Source organism: Staphylococcus sp. NAM3COL9 (assembly GCF_001431205.1).
In the GTDB taxonomy this organism is placed as follows: domain Bacteria; phylum Bacillota; class Bacilli; order Staphylococcales; family Staphylococcaceae; genus Staphylococcus.
Genome location: NZ_LGPC01000011.1, coordinates 527845 through 544743 on the forward strand (window position 1 = coordinate 527845; position 16899 = coordinate 544743).

The 16899-nt window shown below is 33.2% G+C and carries 14 protein-coding genes and 1 other RNA gene; 2 read left to right on the top strand and 13 right to left on the bottom strand.

The window, feature by feature from the left end; translation table 11 throughout:
• Nucleotides 1–34 precede the first annotated feature (34 nt).
• Entirely contained in the window at nt 35–1666 is a 1632-nt protein-coding gene (gene sal, locus ACA31_RS05510; RefSeq protein WP_082587053.1) for a Sal family ABC-F type ribosomal protection protein, read from the bottom strand.
• Between the two features lie 302 nt (nt 1667–1968).
• Here sal and ACA31_RS05515 point away from each other — a divergent pair, with 302 nt between their 5' ends.
• On the top strand, nt 1969–2967 hold the full coding sequence (locus tag ACA31_RS05515; protein WP_057512356.1) for an LLM class flavin-dependent oxidoreductase: 999 nt from the start codon (nt 1969–1971) through the stop codon (nt 2965–2967).
• 86 nt (nt 2968–3053) lie between these two features.
• On the opposite strand, the gene ACA31_RS13345 is transcribed toward ACA31_RS05515, so the two are convergent.
• The 3 genes from ACA31_RS13345 to cymR all read right to left on the bottom strand — a co-directional run bounded on the left by ACA31_RS13345 (nt 3054) and on the right by cymR (nt 3984).
• Nucleotides 3054–3209, bottom strand: a complete 156-nt coding sequence (locus ACA31_RS13345; RefSeq protein ID WP_172793152.1) for a hypothetical protein — start codon at nt 3207–3209, stop codon at nt 3054–3056.
• A 36-nt stretch (nt 3210–3245) separates the two neighbouring features.
• Entirely contained in the window at nt 3246–3428 is a 183-nt protein-coding gene (locus ACA31_RS05520) for a CsbD family protein (RefSeq protein ID WP_057512357.1), read from the bottom strand.
• Between the two features lie 136 nt (nt 3429–3564).
• A complete protein-coding gene (gene cymR / locus ACA31_RS05525; protein WP_002507427.1) occupies nt 3565–3984 on the bottom strand; it encodes a cysteine metabolism transcriptional regulator CymR in 420 nt (139 codons plus the stop codon).
• Between the two features lie 86 nt (nt 3985–4070).
• Here cymR and ACA31_RS05530 point away from each other — a divergent pair, with 86 nt between their 5' ends.
• Nucleotides 4071–5348, top strand: coding sequence for a replication-associated recombination protein A (locus tag ACA31_RS05530; protein WP_057512358.1), 1278 nt, complete (start codon nt 4071–4073; stop codon nt 5346–5348).
• Between the two features lie 93 nt (nt 5349–5441).
• On the opposite strand, the gene ACA31_RS05535 is transcribed toward ACA31_RS05530, so the two are convergent.
• From ACA31_RS05535 to recJ, 9 genes are all read right to left on the bottom strand, one after another.
• Nucleotides 5442–6212 carry a tRNA threonylcarbamoyladenosine dehydratase gene (locus ACA31_RS05535; protein WP_057512359.1) on the bottom strand — a complete coding sequence of 257 codons (771 nt, stop codon included), beginning with the start codon at nt 6210–6212 and terminating at the stop codon, nt 5442–5444.
• Between the two features lie 167 nt (nt 6213–6379).
• Nucleotides 6380–6570: non-coding RNA, 6S RNA (gene ssrS / locus ACA31_RS13085), on the bottom strand.
• Between the two features lie 63 nt (nt 6571–6633).
• Complete coding sequence (gene aspS / locus ACA31_RS05540) at nt 6634–8400, bottom strand: aspartate--tRNA ligase (protein ID WP_057512360.1); 1767 nt, start codon at nt 8398–8400, stop codon at nt 6634–6636.
• Between the two features lie 11 nt (nt 8401–8411).
• Nucleotides 8412–9674, bottom strand: a complete 1263-nt coding sequence (hisS, locus tag ACA31_RS05545) for a histidine--tRNA ligase (RefSeq protein WP_057512361.1) — start codon at nt 9672–9674, stop codon at nt 8412–8414.
• Nucleotides 9675–10005: 331 nt separating this feature from the next.
• Entirely contained in the window at nt 10006–10878 is an 873-nt protein-coding gene (locus tag ACA31_RS05550; protein ID WP_057512362.1) for an N-acetylmuramoyl-L-alanine amidase, read from the bottom strand.
• A complete protein-coding gene (dtd, locus tag ACA31_RS05555) occupies nt 10875–11327 on the bottom strand; it encodes a D-aminoacyl-tRNA deacylase (RefSeq protein WP_057512363.1) in 453 nt (150 codons plus the stop codon). Before dtd ends, ACA31_RS05550 begins: the two co-directional genes overlap by 4 nt.
• Nucleotides 11328–11340: 13 nt before the next feature.
• Nucleotides 11341–13530, bottom strand: coding sequence for a RelA/SpoT family protein (locus tag ACA31_RS05560; protein WP_057512364.1), 2190 nt, complete (start codon nt 13528–13530; stop codon nt 11341–11343).
• Nucleotides 13531–13947: 417 nt separating this feature from the next.
• Nucleotides 13948–14466, bottom strand: coding sequence for an adenine phosphoribosyltransferase (locus ACA31_RS05565; protein WP_021339119.1), 519 nt, complete (start codon nt 14464–14466; stop codon nt 13948–13950).
• Nucleotides 14467–14478: 12 nt separating this feature from the next.
• On the bottom strand, nt 14479–16758 hold the full coding sequence (recJ, locus tag ACA31_RS05570; RefSeq protein WP_057512365.1) for a single-stranded-DNA-specific exonuclease RecJ: 2280 nt from the start codon (nt 16756–16758) through the stop codon (nt 14479–14481).
• Between the last annotated feature and the right edge of the window lie 141 nt (nt 16759–16899).

A 16899-nucleotide genomic window follows, 5' to 3' on the forward strand; every position in this document is an offset into this window, starting at 1 on the left:
ATGTTCCAATGATAGCACCATCTAATCAAATTTTCTAGTTGTCTGTTTCAAAATGTCCACTTTCATCAATTGTTTTGTAATCATCTAATAGTTTCAATGTATCCTCTGAATTGGACCTACGATATTGATTAAATGTTAAATTATGAAGTTGCTTATTAGATACTTCCCAATGGGTTGCTGTGAATCGTGATTGTAAGTACTGGTCATGTGTAACTATGAACACTTGGCCAGTGAAACTATGAATCATGTCCATGATTAAGTCCTGTGTTGCGATATCAAAATAGTTTGTCGGTTCATCTAATATCAATAAATTGGGCCTCGAGAAAAATAATAATACAAACTGAAGCCGGCTTTTCTCTCCCATTGATAAATAAGTAATAGGTTCCCTAATTTTATCTTGATTGAAACCGAATGAAGCTAAAATCGTTTGGGCATAACTACATGTCATACCTGCTAGTGATAACAACATATTTAAAGGTGTCTCGCGATATGTTAAATTATCATTTTGTTGATCAAAATAACCTATTATAAGTGAAGGTGTAATATGGATATGACCTTGATCAGGTTTTAATGTTTGTCTAATCAAGCTGATTAATAGTGATTTCCCACTACCATTGGGTCCGGTAAGTAAAATGTTTTCATTATTCTTAATTTCGAAATTGGTTTGATTATAAATACAAAGACCCTTTATTGAAATGCTGAAATCTTCTAACCTTAATAAATAACGTTTGTGTATGTTTTCATGTTGATCAAAATAAAATTTCCTGCTATCTTTTTCAGGTTCTTCCAGATTATTTTCGTTTAATTTTTGATTTAATTGTGATTCTTTCACTTTTGATTTTTTTGCTAATTTACTTAATCGCTTTTGCCCAGATGGATTGCGAACACTTGTTGATTGCTTAGAAGCAGCATGCCATTCTTTAACTCTTTTAATAGTATCCTCAAGCTTCTTAACTTCTTTCTGCTGTTTTTCATAAGCATTCACTTGTGTTTGGAACTCTAAATCTTTAATTTCTTTATACTGGTTATAGTTACCCGTAAATTTCCTAGTCTGTGTTCGATTTATCTCTACGATATGACTCGCAGTGGCATTGATAAAGCCACGGTGATGAGATACATAAATGATTGTACACTTTGATTTATTCATATGAGTTATCAAATCATTAAGCATAGTTTGATCAAGATGATTAGTTGGTTCATCTAATAGTATTAAATCTTTCTCTGAAATAATTGCACGTAATAATGCGACGCGTGTTTGTTGACCTCCGCTTAAAAGGGCGATTTTCTTGTCTAAATCAGTTTCGGTTAAATTAAATAAATTCGCTTGAGTAATAATTTTTTGTTCTAATTCATAACCATTATATGCTATATAATCAGCTATTTTTTCATAGTTATAAGTTGTTTCTTTTTTTAATTTTAATATTTCTGGAAATAAAGATAAAATGAATTCCATTCCAGTTTCATTATAATAATCTAGCATATCTTGCTTCATAAGATATGCATTATCTCTATACTTTAAATATAACTCATTCAGTAAGGTTGTTTTTCCAACACCATTATCACCCACGAGTGCTAGGTGTTCTCCTATTTCAGCACTTATATTCACGTGAGTTATCAGCATTCTACCATATTTTTCAAATGGTTTTTGAACATAATAAAAAGACATACCAATCTCCTCGCTTCCAAGGATATGACATGCCATAAATATCATACTGCAATCAATATATGCGATTACTTAATAATAGTTCATATTATTTACGACATGGACATATCCTATATCTTTTTCATTTAAATGTAGCTTTGCTAATTTATCCTTTTGATATTTATCCAATGTCTTCATCGCCTTAATTAAGCCACCTAACGTTTTTAATTTTATTCATTATAACAATGAGCAGTTTCTTACGCAAGTTTTATAGCGACTGTTATACTTCAATATAATAACAATCACTAAGGAGGATAATAATAAACATGTACAATTTAAAATTATCAGCGCTTAATCTTGTACCTATTCGAGAAGGAGAAGATGATCAAACTGCGATTAAAGATATGGTCAAATTAGCTCAAAATTTGGAAACATTAGATTATAAGCGCTATTGGATTGCAGAACATCACAATGCACCAAACTTAGTAAGTTCTGCTACTGCTTTGTTAATCCAACATACATTAGAGCACACATCTAAAATCCGAGTAGGCTCAGGTGGTATTATGTTACCAAATCATGCACCATTAGTAGTTGCCGAACAGTTTGGTACGATGGAAACAATATTTCCAGAACGTGTAGATTTAGGTTTAGGACGTGCTCCTGGCACTGATATGATGACAGCTAGTGCCCTACGTAGAGATCAACATAATGGCGTTTATGAATTCCCAGAAGAAGTAGAACAACTCGCTAAATATTTCGGCCCAGGCAATCAACAAGCGTATGTGCGAGCTTACCCCGCTGTAGATAAACATGTACCACTTTATATCCTAGGTTCATCTACTGACTCTGCCCATTTAGCAGCCCGAAAAGGACTTCCTTATGTGTTTGCTGGTCATTTTGCACCACAACAAATGAAAGATGCAATCGAAATATATAAAGATTTATTCGAACCTTCTGATGCACTTAGCAAACCTTATGTCATCGTTTGTTTGAATGCCATTGTTGCTAATACTGATGAACAAGCTAAATACTTATCAACAACTCAAGCACAAGTTATGGTCAGTATTACTAGAGGTAGAATGCAACCACTTCAACCACCTACTGATGATTTAAAAGGCATTTTAACACCTACTGAATTTGAAGTTGCGCAACAACGTATGGGCTCATCACTTATCGGCTCAGAAGAAACTGTAAAAAATAAAATTAAAACATTTATAGATGAACATGGTCATATTGATGAATTAATGGCTATCAGCTATATTTATGAGCAAGAAGCCCAACTTGATTCTTACCGTAAACTAAAAAATGTAATAGATACGCTGTAATGTTCAAGTTAATGAAACATTAAAATCCCAATCTACAAATTTGTAGATTGGGATTTTAATGTGTTTTACAAAAAAATTGGTAAAAACTATTTTTCGTCTTTATTGTCTTTATCATCACTGCCACCAGTGAATTTATCAATTTGTTCTGAAGCTTGTTTTGCTTTTTCGTTATCAGAATCTTTTAACTTATCAGATACAGTTTTCGCAACATCCTTTGCTTTATCTAAAAAATTTTCAGCCATAGTAATTACTCCTTTGAAAGTTAATGAAAACTTTAATTATTTTTTGAATTTATCAATAGCGTCATTCGCTTTATCTTTTGCATTTTCTACGAATTCTTTAGCTTTGCCCGAAGTTTTATCTTCCTTGCCTTCGTTTTCTAAATCTTTATTATCTGTTACATTACCGAATGTTTCCTTTACATTACCTTTTGCTTGTTCGAATTTATTTTCATCTGCCATGTTAAATACCTCCTTAGCAATGTATATAAACTAAATACCACTAATCATTATGTCTAAACATGAAAAAGAAAATAAATCTAATATCTTCATTAAAAGAAATCATTGTGAACTATAAAATTATAAATTATATTTCATTTTAAATATAAAACATATAACCGTCTAAATCATCAGTTTCTTTAAAATCAGCTAGATATTGTAAAGTTGTATTATCAAGTACTTCTCTTACAGCATCTCTCATTCTAATCCAAAGTTCTTTTTGCGCAGGTGGCTCTGATTCAATACTTTCTACAAACGTAATCGGACCTTCTAATAAACGTATAATATCACCAGCTGTAATTTCTTCCGCTGGTACTCTTAATTGATAACCACCTTTTGCACCACGAACGCTTCGAATTAACCCAGCATTCCTTAAAGGGCCGACTAATTGTTCTAGATATAGATCGCTTAAATTATTTTCTTCTGCTATAGATTTTAATGATACGCACCCTTGTCCTTGTTTTTTAGCTAGGGAAATCATTAATGTTAACCCATATCTTCCTTTTGTTGAAATTTTCATTATATTACCTCACTTAATTCAAATACTATATATTAACATTCTATCATTTTTTACGTTAATATAGAATTAGAAAGGTGTGACAGATTGTGACGAACGAACCACTTGCATCAAGAATGCGTCCGAATAACATAGATGAAATTATTTCTCAAAAACATTTAGTAGGTCCAAAAGGGATTATTAGAAGAATGGTTGAAACGAAAAGATTATCTTCAATGATATTTTTTGGACCTCCCGGTATAGGTAAAACAAGTATTGCAAAAGCGATATCTGGTAGTACACAATTTAAGTTTCGACAGCTCAATGCTGTAACAAATACAAAAAAGGATATGCAGTTAATTGTTGAAGAAGCTAAAATGTCTGGACAAGTAATTCTACTATTAGATGAAATACACCGTTTAGATAAAGCCAAACAAGATTTTTTACTGCCACACTTAGAAAATGGGAAAATTGTATTAATTGGCGCGACAACATCTAATCCTTACCATGCAATTAATCCTGCTATACGTTCGAGAGCTCAAATTTTCGAATTGTATCCATTAGATGATGGAGATGTCAGAATATCATTAGAGAGAGCAATCAATGACGCTGAACGTGGACTCGCTACTTACAATCCTATTGTTGATGATGAAGCAATGACTTACTTTACTACACAAAGTCAAGGCGATGTAAGAAGTGCACTCAATGCTTTAGAATTGGCTGTATTAAGTTCTAAAGTTGTTGATGACAATAGACATATCACACTAGAAGATGCGAAAGATTGTTTGCAAAAAGGTGCTTTTGTAAGTGATAAAGATGGAGACATGCACTACGATGTGATGAGTGCATTTCAAAAATCAATTAGAGGTAGCGATGTCAATGCTGCATTACATTACCTAGCACGTTTAATCGAAGCTGGAGATTTACCAACAATCGTACGACGTTTGTTAGTGATTAGTTTTGAAGATGTCGGATTAGCCTCACCAGCAGCTGGTCAACGTACATTAGCAGCAATAGAGTCAGCTGAGCGTTTAGGTTTCCCTGAGGCTAGAATTCCTTTAAGCCAAGCTGTAATAGAACTTTGTTTATCACCAAAATCTAACTCAGGAATTTCAGCTATTGATGCTGCCTTATCAGATATACGTAAGGGTCATGTTGGTCAAATTCCAGACCACTTAAAAGATGGTCATTATGCAGGTGCTAAAGAATTGGGTCGTGCAATCGGTTATAAATATCCACATAGTTATGAGAGCGGATTCGTTTCACAACAATATTTACCCGATAAACTTAAAAATAGAATTTATTATGAGCCCAAAACAACATCTAAAAGTGAACAACAATTTAAGTCTGTCTATGACAATATTAGCCATTCACAAACAAAGAATTAAATATGAAATATATCAGTATAATTAATAAAAGGTAGCTCCCAAAAACGGGAAGCTACCTTTTTAAAATAATTATTGATAAAAGAGCATTTATTTTTATTTTTTGTCTTTAATGCGAGTAATGGGAATGTCTTTTAAAATATCATTAATTACATAACCGGCACTGATTAAACCAACTACACTAGGTACAAAAGCATTTGATGATGGTGGCATCTGCCCTTTTCTTGTTGGTGCATTAGCATCACCCACTGTATCCTTAACATCTTCTCTGATTACAATTGGACTTTCATCTGAAAATACAACAGGTATTCCTTTATGAATGCCTAATTTTTTTAATTTACGTCTTATAATTTTAGCCATAGGATCTGTATGTGTTTTAGAAATATCTGCAACTTCAAAACGTGTTGGATCAATTTTATTGGCAGCACCCATGCTTGAAATCACGGAAATACCTCTATCCAAACACTCTTTCATTAAGTGTACTTTATAAATGATTGTATCACTTGCATCTACAAAATAATCGATATCATACTCACTGAACAATGCTTGATAAGTCTCCTCCGTATAAAACATATGCAAAGAAGTCACTTTACAATCAGGGTTAATTAATTTAATACGTTCTTCCATCAAAGTCACTTTACTCTGACCGATTGTAGTGGTAAGCGCATGCAATTGACGATTGACGTTGGTGATATCTACATCATCTTTATCGATAAGAATAATATGACCTATATTCGTACGTGCCAAAGCTTCAGCAGCAAATGAACCTACGCCACCTACACCAAGAACAACAACTGTCTTTTCTTTTAATAATTCCAAGCCTTCTTGACCATAGGCTAATTCATTTCTAGAAAATTGATGTCTCATCTAAATACTCCTTATTATTAATAATATGCTATAACAAAACTATTATAACATTATCATATATTTATATTTACAAAATGCATCATATATATCTTTTATTATTTGAAATCATAGCATTCACATTTTAAATTTCAGCAAAAAAAATACGCAAGACCGAAGTCTTGCGTACGATAGAGTCCGTTAGTGCCGTAGTTATATAGTGCTTGATCATTCGGCCTGTTTATAACAGGTGGGTGCCCTGTTTCTTGTTTTGCAAGTCCTCCTATTGAGGCGTGTACGCTGCAAGAAAACCCATTGGGCTCCCGGATCAAAGAGTGTTAGGCCCAAATATTAAGCAAACTTACGAACACTTCAGATGACTATCTTATGTGCTTATCATAACACATATTCTTAAATTAGCAAGAATTATAGCTTCTTACGAAAATTAATGACGAATACGTAATGAAAGTTCTTCTAATTGATTTTCTGATACTTCACTTGGTGCATCTGTTAATAGACATGTCGCAGACGCAGTTTTAGGAAAGGCAATTGTATCACGTAAGTTTGTGCGATTCGTTAATAACATAACTAAACGGTCTAAACCTAAAGCGATACCGCCATGTGGTGGTGCACCATATTTAAAGGCATCTAATAAGAAACCAAATTGTTCTCTTGCTTGTTCATCTGTGAAACCTAAAACTTCGAACATTTTAGCTTGTAAATCAGCATCATGGATTCTGATAGAACCGCCGCCTAATTCATAACCATTCAAAACAATATCATATGCATTAGCTTGAACATTCTCAGGTTCGGTGCTCAATTTTTCAATATCTTCCTGTTTTGGTGAAGTGAATGGGTGATGTGCTGCAGTATAGCGTTTAGCATCTTCATCATATTCAAGTAATGGCCAATCTGTAACCCATAAAAAATTCAATTTCGTTTCATCAATCAAATTTAATTCTTTAGCAAGTTTAAGACGTAAAGCACCTAAACTTTGTGCAACAACACTTGGTTTATCTGCAACGAATAAGACTAAATCTCCTGCTTGCGCTCCAGTTAGTAACTGTAATTTTTCAACGTGATCATTTTCAAAGAATTTAGCGATTGGTCCATTTAAACCATCCTCTACAACTTTCACCCACGCCAAGCCTTTAGCACCATAGATGTTTACAAATTCAGTTAAAGCATCTATGTCTTTTCTTGTATATTTATCAGAAGCGCCTTCAGCTACAATTGCCTTAACTTGACCATCTTTATTGATAGCATCTTTGAATACTTTAAAGTCCATAACTTCGCCAAGTTCTGAAACATCGATTAATTCCATGCCAAAACGTGTATCTGGTTTATCTGAACCATAACGACTCATAGCTTCGTTATACGTCATTCTTGGGAATGGACGCGGTACTTCAATGTCTTTCACATCTTTAACAACATTTTGTAACATTTCTTCGCCCATGTCCATCACATCTTCTTGATCCACGAAACTCATTTCAATATCTACTTGAGTGAATTCTGGTTGACGATCAGCACGTAAATCTTCATCACGGAAACATTTAACAATTTGATAATATTTGTCAAAACCGCTAATCATTAATAATTGTTTGAATATTTGTGGCGACTGAGGTAAAGCATAAAATTCACCGCCGTGTACACGTGATGGTACTAAATAGTCACGTGCACCTTCTGGCGTAGATTTATTTAATACAGGTGTTTCTATATCATAAAAACCTTCTTGGTCTAAGTATTGTCTAATAGAACGTGTTGTTTGGTGTCTCATTTTAAATGTTTGTGCTAACTCTTGACGTCGTAAATCAAGGTATCTGTATTTTAATCTGATATTTTCATCTACATTTTGGTTTTCTTCATTCAAAGCAAATGGAGGTGTCTCAGATTTGTTAATAATTTGTATGTCTGAAACTTGTACTTCAACCTGTCCAGTTTCAATCTTTGGGTTTACCGTTTGAGGGTCACGTTGCTTAACTATCCCTTTAATCTCTACCACGTATTCTGATCTAACAGTTTCTGCAATTTGTAATGCTTCTGCTGAAAAATCTGGGTTAAATACGATTTGAACATAACCTTCACGGTCACGTAAATCAACAAAAATTAAGCCACCTAAATCTCTACGGTTGTGTACCCAACCTTTTAATGTTACTTCTTGGTCTAATAACGACTCAGTTACTAAGCCACAGTATGTTGTACGTTTACTCATGATATCTCTCCTTAATTTTTGAAATAATTAACCATTTCATCTAATTTAATAGTTTCAGTTTCACCTGATTCCATATTTTTCACATTAATTTTATTTTCTTCTAGCTCTTGCTCGCCAACAACTATTGTATATCTTGCATTTAATCTATCTGCTTGCTTCATTTGGCCTTTAACTTTACGTTGTAAATAATCTTTATCTGCCTTCACACCATTTTTACGTAAATCATTTAATAGTTTTACAGCATAACGATCCGCTTTATCGCCCATTGTTACAATAAACAAATCAAATTCATGAGTCGCATTAAGCTCAATTTGTTCTTCCTCTAGTGCAAGTAACAATCTTTCAATACTTAACGCAAATCCTATACCAGTTTGGCTTGGCCCATCTAGCAATTCTAATAAGCCATTATATCGTCCGCCACCACATAATGTAGTAATTGCACCATCATAATTAGGGTTATCCATCATTAACTCGAAAGCAGTATGTGTATAATAATCTAGTCCTCTAACTAAATTTGGATCTTCTACGTATGGAATACCTAAATCATCTAAATGTTGTTTGACTTCTGAATAGTAAGCTTTTGATGATTCATTTAAAAATTCTGTAATGCTTGGAGCTGTTTTTATTTCTACTTTATCTTTATCGATTTTACAATCTAAAATTCTCATCGGATTTGTGTGTATACGTGATTGACAATCACTACAAAAATGTTCGATTACAGGTTCAAAATGATTCACAAGTGCATCATTATATTCTTTACGAGAATTTATATCACCAATACTATTAATAACGAGTTTTAAGTGTTTCAATCCAAATGACTGATAAATATGCATTGCCATTGCTAGTACTTCTGCATCTACACCTGGATTTTCAGCGCCAATAGCTTCTACACCAAACTGAGTGAATTGGCGATATCTACCTTTTTGTTTTCGTTCATAACGGAACATTGGTCCGTTATAATATAATTTAATAGGCTGGTTCGGAATACCTTGCATTTTATTTTCTATATATGAACGCACAACTGCTGCTGTACCCTCTGGACGCAATGTGATATTTCGGTCGCCTTTATCCTTAAAGGTATACATTTCTTTTTGAACAACATCCGTTGAACCACCTACACCGCGTGCAAACAATTCAGTACTTTCAAAAATTGGTGTACGAATTTCTTCATAATTATACAATTCCATGAGCTGATCTAATTTTGCTTCAATATAACGCCATTTCTTTGTTTCCTCTGGTAAAATGTCTTGAGTCCCTCTAGGTATATTTATCATAGAACCTCTCCTTTTTAAGCAATAAAAAAACCCTTGCATGACTAATAGTCATACAAGGGACGAATTTCCGTGTTGCCACCCTAATTGGTTATAAACATTTAAATTTATAACCCTCTTCATACGAATAACGTTCGTTACGCGGCTTTATTTTTAAAGCACCTCTTCTTGTGTTAAATTTCTAAATTACTAAGCATAATTTTTCAGCCAGGAATTATGTCTCTTCACATTGTTTAAATGCTAACATTTCGTTTAGAACTTTCAAGAATCATAGCGGTTTTAATATAGAATTCATATTTAATAATAACGAGTATATGATTAATATGCAACCTTTTTATTCTGAGAAGTATGCACGTAGCCCATCAACGACTGCTTTTTCTACAATTTGTCGATGTAATTGATCTTTAATCATATCTTCATCTGTAGGATTACTAATATAACCTAACTCTAATAATACTGCTGGTACATCTGTTTGTCTCAATACTTGGAAGTTTTCTTGCCGTGCGCCTTTATTTGTTAATAATGCTTTCTTTTGTAGGCTCGCACTCAATGTCTCTGCTAATGCTTTTTGATTTTTCTTAAACCAATAAACGGTACTACCATTTGCTTTAGCTGATTTTAATGAATCATTATGTATACTAATATAAGCATCACCTTTAATATTTCTATCGCTAAGACTGACGTATTCATCTGAACTACGTGTCATATTCACCGTTGCACCTTCTTTTTCTAAAAGTGCTTTAAGCTCTTGAGCGGTTTTTAAAGTATATACTTTCTCTTTACTGTGTTTTTTTGTATTACTTGATGCACCCTGATCACGTCCACCGTGGCCAGGGTCAAGTACAATTGTTTTATCTTTTAAAGATTTAGTATTATTGCTAGCGTCTGCTTGAATATTTAAATTCGTATGCCAACCTGCTACCCAACCTTTTTTATTATTGCCGGATTCTACTTCAATCCACTTACCAGATTTGCCAATTTTATGGAAGTTTTGTCCTTTTTCGATAGAATCAATTTCTGGATAAACTGCGTTAGGGCCTGTTCTTAATTCTGCATTTTCAGTAATATAAATCGTACTACTGTTTTCATCATTATGATTTAAGAAAGCAATAATCATAATGATGAAAATGAGAAATGCTACTATGACAATAAGTGTGGGGATGTTTCTGAGATTATGTTTTTCTAACCAAGTATCGAGTCTTTTCATACTATTTTGCCATCCTGACTTTCATAAATCACTGTTACAGGTCCATCATTAGCAATATTCACTAACATATCAGTACCAAATTCGCCTGTTAACACGTTTATTCCATAAGAACGTAATGCCTCGTTAAACATTTCATAATACTCATTTGCCTGTTCTGGAGGCATAGAATGAGAAAATCCTGGTCTGTTCCCTTTTCTAACATCTGCATACAATGTAAATTGTGATATAGATAAGATTTCACCTTCTACTTGTTGAATATTTAAGTTAAGCTTTCCATCATTATCTTCAAATAACCGTGCATTCACAATTTTTTTTGCCAATGCTAAAATATCAGCCTCCGTAGATGTTTTGCCAACACCAACTAATAGGCAATATCCTTTTTTTATTTTATTTTCTATATTTTCATTAGAAACCGAAGCTTCCTTTACTCTTTGTAAGACTATTTTCATGTATGTTGCACCTCTAATTCCATACTCTTGTGACAGTATATACATCGCCGAGTTGTTTGATCTTGTCTACAACTTGGTAAACTTCGTTAACATTTTTCACCATAACACTAATATTAATCACAGCATTTTTATCTATATCTGACTTACCAGATACTTTCACTAAATTACTTTTAGTTGAATTTACAGCTTGTAATACTTCATTTAACAGCCCATTTCTATCATAAGCCGAAACTTCTAAATCTACTTGATAACGTTGAGTAGCATCTTTAGAACGTACCCATTCTACGTGAATCAAACGATCTTTTTCACTTTTAATATTAGGACAATCCGTTCTATGTACTTTAATGCCATGCCCTTTAGTGATATAACCAACAATATCATCACCTGGGATTGGATTACAACATTTTGATAATTTGATTAAGACATTTTCAATACCTTCAACATAAACGCCACTATCCGTTGTAATGTCATCTTTAATAGGTACTGATTTAGAAATTTCTTGTGCTGAATTCAATGCTTTTTGCTTATCTTGGATACGTTGTTTTTCAGTCAATTTATTCACTATTTGTAAGGCTGTTACACCACCAAAACCAACTGCAGCAAATAAGTCATCATCATTAGCAAAATTGTATTTATTATTTACTACACCGATATTTTCTTCATTTAAAACGGCGTCTACTCTAAAACCTTGATCTTTTATTTCAGCTTCAATCATAAATTTACCCTTTTCAATGTTTGAAGAACGATCTTGTTTTTTAAAGAAACTACGAATTTTACTTTTAGCACTTGATGATTTAACAATTTTCAACCAATCTCTACTTGGACCATAAGAATGTTTACTTGTTCTAATTTCAACAATATCTCCAGTCTGCAAGACATAATCTATAGGTTCAATTTTACCGTTTACTTTTGACCCTATCATTTTATTGCCTACTTCACTATGAACTGCATATGCAAAATCAATAGGGACCGCACCATAAGGTAATTCTACAACATCACTTTCTGGCGTAAATGCATATACTTTGTCGCTTTGTAAATCAAATTTAAGTGTTTCCATAAATTCTTCGGCATCCGATGTGGTATTGTCTGTTTCTGCAAACTCTTTAATCCAATTTAACTTTTTATTAAAGTTTTGTGCTTTCTCTGTTACTTTCTTGCCTTCTTTATATGCCCAGTGTGCTGCTACACCATGTTCAGCGATTTCATGCATTTCAGAAGTTCTAATTTGTATTTCAAGTGGATCGCCGTTTGGACCAACAACCGTTGTATGTAGTGACTGATACATATTTTGTTTTGGCATCGCGATGTAATCTTTAAATCTACCAGGCATCGGTTTCCAAAGTGTATGTACTAAGCCCAGTACAGCGTAACAATCGTTAATAGAATTTACGATAATTCTAACGGCTAACAAATCGAAAATTTGGTCAAACTGTTTCTTTTGTTTAACCATTTTTCTATATATACTATATATGTGCTTAGGACGACCATTGATTTCTCCAACAATATTCATACTAGACATATCTGCTTGTATGCGGTTTATAGCATTTTGAATATAATCTTCTCTTTCACTACGTTTTTTCTTCATTAAATTAACAATTCTGAAATATTGAACGCTATCTATGTATCTAAGCGCTGTATCTTCCAATTCCCATTTAATGGTATTGATACCCAATCTATGAGCCAAAGGTGCATAAATTTCAAGTGTCTCTTTAGAAATTCTAATTTGTTTTTCTCTTGGCATCGGCTTTATCGTTCTCATATTATGTAAACGATCTGCCAATTTAACTAAAATCACACGTACATCTTTAGCAATTGCGATAAATAGTTTTCGATGATTCTCCGCTTGTTGTTCTTCTTTTGAACGATATTTCACTTTTTTTAATTTTGTTACACCTTCTACAATAACTGCTATTTCTTCATTGAACATACCTTGAACATCATCAAATGTATATGGTGTATCCTCGATTACGTCATGCAAAAAACCTGCAACAATCGTTGGCCCATCTAAATGCATTTCAGTTAATATGCCAGCAACTTGAATTGGATGCATTATGTATGGCAAACCATTTTTTCGAAATTGACCTTCATGTGCCTCATAAGCAATATGATAACTTTTTAACACATATTCATAGTCTTCTTTTGACAAATATGATTTGGCTTTAGATAGTACTTCATCAGCACTATATGGATATTCGTTGTTCACTTAAGACACCCCCATACTAAATATTAATCGCTATTAGATACCCAGTATTATATTCCGTTAATTTTATCTAATTTCATTTACTACGATTGTAACGTGTTTTCATTTTATTAGGTCAAATTTTGTATAATAGTTATATGATACTACATGTTATTAAATAAATAAATGAGTTCATGTGAGTATTAGGAAAATAAAATTTATTTTTAAATATTATATAGTGTGTTCAAGTGTATGGCATTCATAACAAAGACACAAATATTTTGAAATTTAGATAAAAGATGAAATAGGTTAGGACAATAGGTCTCAGATAACTCACCGACGTTACGCTCTATTGTAATAAATTAGATAATATTGTAAATAAAAAAGAAGCTAGGACATAAATACATGTCTGAGCCTCTTTTATTATCTTACCATTATACTTTATTCGTCGTATGAGATTAAACTCATTACGTCATAATCTTCTATTTTTTCAATACCATTAAGATATTTAAGTTCAATGATAAATGCAATACCTACAACAATGCCACCCAATTGTTCAACAAGTTTAATTGCCGCTTCAATCGTTCCACCTGTAGCTAATAAGTCATCCGTAATCAACACACGTTGACCTGGTTTAAGTGCATCTTTGTGCATTGTTAACACATTTGTACCATATTCTAAGTCGTATTCATAGCGAATTACTTCTCTTGGTAATTTGCCTTCTTTTCTAACTGGCGCAAAACCAATACCCATTGAATAAGCTACTGGACAGCCTATGATAAAGCCACGTGCTTCTGGCCCGACTATAACATCCACATCACGGTCTTTTGCATAATGAACAATTTGATCTGTAGCATAACCAAATGCTTCACCATTATCCATAATTGTTGTAATATCTTTAAAGTTAACCCCAGGCTTTGGCCAATCTTCTACTTCCGACACATACTGTTTTAAATCCATTCAAACTTCCTCCTATTTATCTACCAGTTCAGACTTAATCCATTGCTTTAAATTATTAAAATCTTCATAAAGCAACATTTTTTCAACTTCAATTCTTTCTAAACGACCTTGATAATACTTACTCGATTCAATCACTTTCTTAGTGGAGTCGCTATTTATCTTAATTATACCATTTTCATCTTTGATAAACTTTAAATCAAGGAAAACTTTCAAAATGAATTTAAGCATACTAGACTGTATATTTAAGTATTGGCAAAGTTGCATACCGTCTTTTGCTAAATTAGTTTCTTTTTTCGTAGCCAACGCTTTAAAACATTGTTTGAACGTTTCCATTTTGGGCATGCCTTCGAAATAAATCGAGCGTTCATGATTTAAAACAAGGTAAATTTGGGAAGCTTCTATGGTTTTCAAAGTATCTTTAATTTCTTGTATCGAAGCAGGCAAATCACGGAAAACATATTTATCGTAATTTTGCTGAATTTCATCACCATAAAAGTAATAATTCTCGCTTAGTTTTTCACTTTTTTTATGAATAAGGTAAGCTACATCCTTTGAATCTTGCTCAAAGCCACTCACTTTACTTTTACTTCGATAATCAAGAATTTGCAAATTATTACTTGATAAGTCTTGTATCATGAATTGAGGTGATTGAAAACCATTCCATTCATTAATCTGCAACGTACCAATACAATTAATTGGTTGTTGTTCACCCAATTCTTTAACAAGGTGACCGTTTTGCCAAAAGATGGCCTGTAATTGACTTTCACCCATTACGAGTTTTAGATGTTTCTGTTCTTGGCCAATTCCTTTTGCTTGATTGACAATGACATCTTGTAATTCAAAGCATGGACTAGAAAAGTCTGTGCCAAAAGGACGCAACCTTTGAATATCTTGAATGTTCTTTATTGTAATATCAACTTCTGAAATTTTGACGTCTACTTTTTTACGTGGCTCGAGTGATGTTGTTTCAGCAAGTCGAGTCATCCAATCATTTAATCCTTGTCTCAGTGCTTCAATATGTTCTATAGGCATCGTCACACCTGCAGCCATATGATGACCACCAAATTTCGAAATTAAATCACCATGCGCATTCAAAACTTCGAACATTGAGACTTGGGCTATACTACGAGCTGAACCTTTTGCATGACCTTGAGCCTCATCTATATTTAATATAAGTGTTGGTAAACTATACGTTTCAACAACTTTAGAGGCCACTATGCCTAAAACACCTTCATGCCAATTTGGTTCAGCTAATAATAAGAATTTAGCGCCTTGTTGTACTTGTGCTTCAGCAACTTGTAATGCTTCTTCAGAAATTTGTGCAACAATGTCTTTACGTTCTTGATTAAAGAATTCCACCTGTTCAGCTAAAAAATCTGCTTCTTCATCTGTTTCAGCCATTAATAATTCTGCAGCAAGCGCAGCATCCTCAAGTCTGCCTACTGCGTTTAAACGAGGGCCGATGATAAAACCGATTGTTTCTTCATTAATTTCATCACTGTAACCAGCTTGTTTTAAAATTGCTCTAATAGATGGAGGACAATGACTATTAAGAACTTCTAACCCTTTTTGAACTAAAGTTCGATTTTCATCCGTTAAAGATACTAAATCAGCAATTGTTCCTATAGCAACTAAACCAAGGAAATATGCAGGTGGCTCATCCAATAAATTTTGCGCTAACTTATAAGCTACGCCTGCCCCACATAAATATTTGAAAGGATAATCAAATTCCTGATGCATCGGATGTACAATTGCATAGGCATTAGGCATTGTTCTACCAATTTCGTGATGGTCTGTCACAATGACATCGACACCTAAATCTTGTACCATCTGTATTTCTTCATGGCCTTGTATGCCATTATCTACGGTTATAATTAATGAAATCTCTTCTTCGTAAGCATTTTTAAACGCCATTTCATTTGGTCCATATCCTTCCGAAAAGCGATTCGGTATATACCAACCCACATGTGCGCCCAATTCTTTTAATGTATTAACGAGTATCGTCGTAGATGTTACGCCATCCGCATCATAATCACCATATACTAAAATCTTTTGATTTTGATCTATTGCCAAATTAATGCGTTCGATAGCTTTAGTCATATCGCTCATTAATAATGGGTCATGTGTGACTTGAGTTCCTTTTAATAAAGCCTCAATTGATGGTTTATCAGTTAATCCTTTACTTTCTAAGATTTTCTTTACAATAGGAGTTAGCTTTAAATCTGATGAAACTTCCTCTGTAATCTCAATTTCTGGTGCGTTAACATCCCAAGTATACTTGGATTTAATCATACTATTCTCCCTCATTTCCACAAGCAATTATACAAAAGATATTCGAAAATAAAAAGCACTTACATTTAAACAAGACTTTCTATTAAATTTATGCAGCGAATACCATTTTATAAAATTCACAAATACATCTTAACATGAAAA

Excerpts from the sequence above, each read along its gene's own strand:
- sal (WP_082587053.1), bottom strand. The coding sequence starts at position 1,666 with ATGTCTTTTTATTATGTTCAAAAACCATTTGAAAAATATGGTAGAATG.
- ACA31_RS05515 (WP_057512356.1), top strand. The coding sequence starts at position 1,969 with ATGTACAATTTAAAATTATCAGCGCTTAATCTTGTACCTATTCGAGAA.
- ACA31_RS13345 (WP_172793152.1), bottom strand. The coding sequence starts at position 3,209 with ATGGCTGAAAATTTTTTAGATAAAGCAAAGGATGTTGCGAAAACTGTA.
- ACA31_RS05520 (WP_057512357.1), bottom strand. The coding sequence starts at position 3,428 with ATGGCAGATGAAAATAAATTCGAACAAGCAAAAGGTAATGTAAAGGAA.
- cymR (WP_002507427.1), bottom strand. The coding sequence starts at position 3,984 with ATGAAAATTTCAACAAAAGGAAGATATGGGTTAACATTAATGATTTCC.
- ACA31_RS05535 (WP_057512359.1), bottom strand. The coding sequence starts at position 6,212 with ATGAGACATCAATTTTCTAGAAATGAATTAGCCTATGGTCAAGAAGGC.
- aspS (WP_057512360.1), bottom strand. The coding sequence starts at position 8,400 with ATGAGTAAACGTACAACATACTGTGGCTTAGTAACTGAGTCGTTATTA.
- hisS (WP_057512361.1), bottom strand. The coding sequence starts at position 9,674 with ATGATAAATATACCTAGAGGGACTCAAGACATTTTACCAGAGGAAACA.
- ACA31_RS05550 (WP_057512362.1), bottom strand. The coding sequence starts at position 10,878 with ATGAAAAGACTCGATACTTGGTTAGAAAAACATAATCTCAGAAACATC.
- dtd (WP_057512363.1), bottom strand. The coding sequence starts at position 11,327 with ATGAAAATAGTCTTACAAAGAGTAAAGGAAGCTTCGGTTTCTAATGAA.
- ACA31_RS05565 (WP_021339119.1), bottom strand. The coding sequence starts at position 14,466 with ATGGATTTAAAACAGTATGTGTCGGAAGTAGAAGATTGGCCAAAGCCT.
- recJ (WP_057512365.1), bottom strand. The coding sequence starts at position 16,758 with ATGATTAAATCCAAGTATACTTGGGATGTTAACGCACCAGAAATTGAG.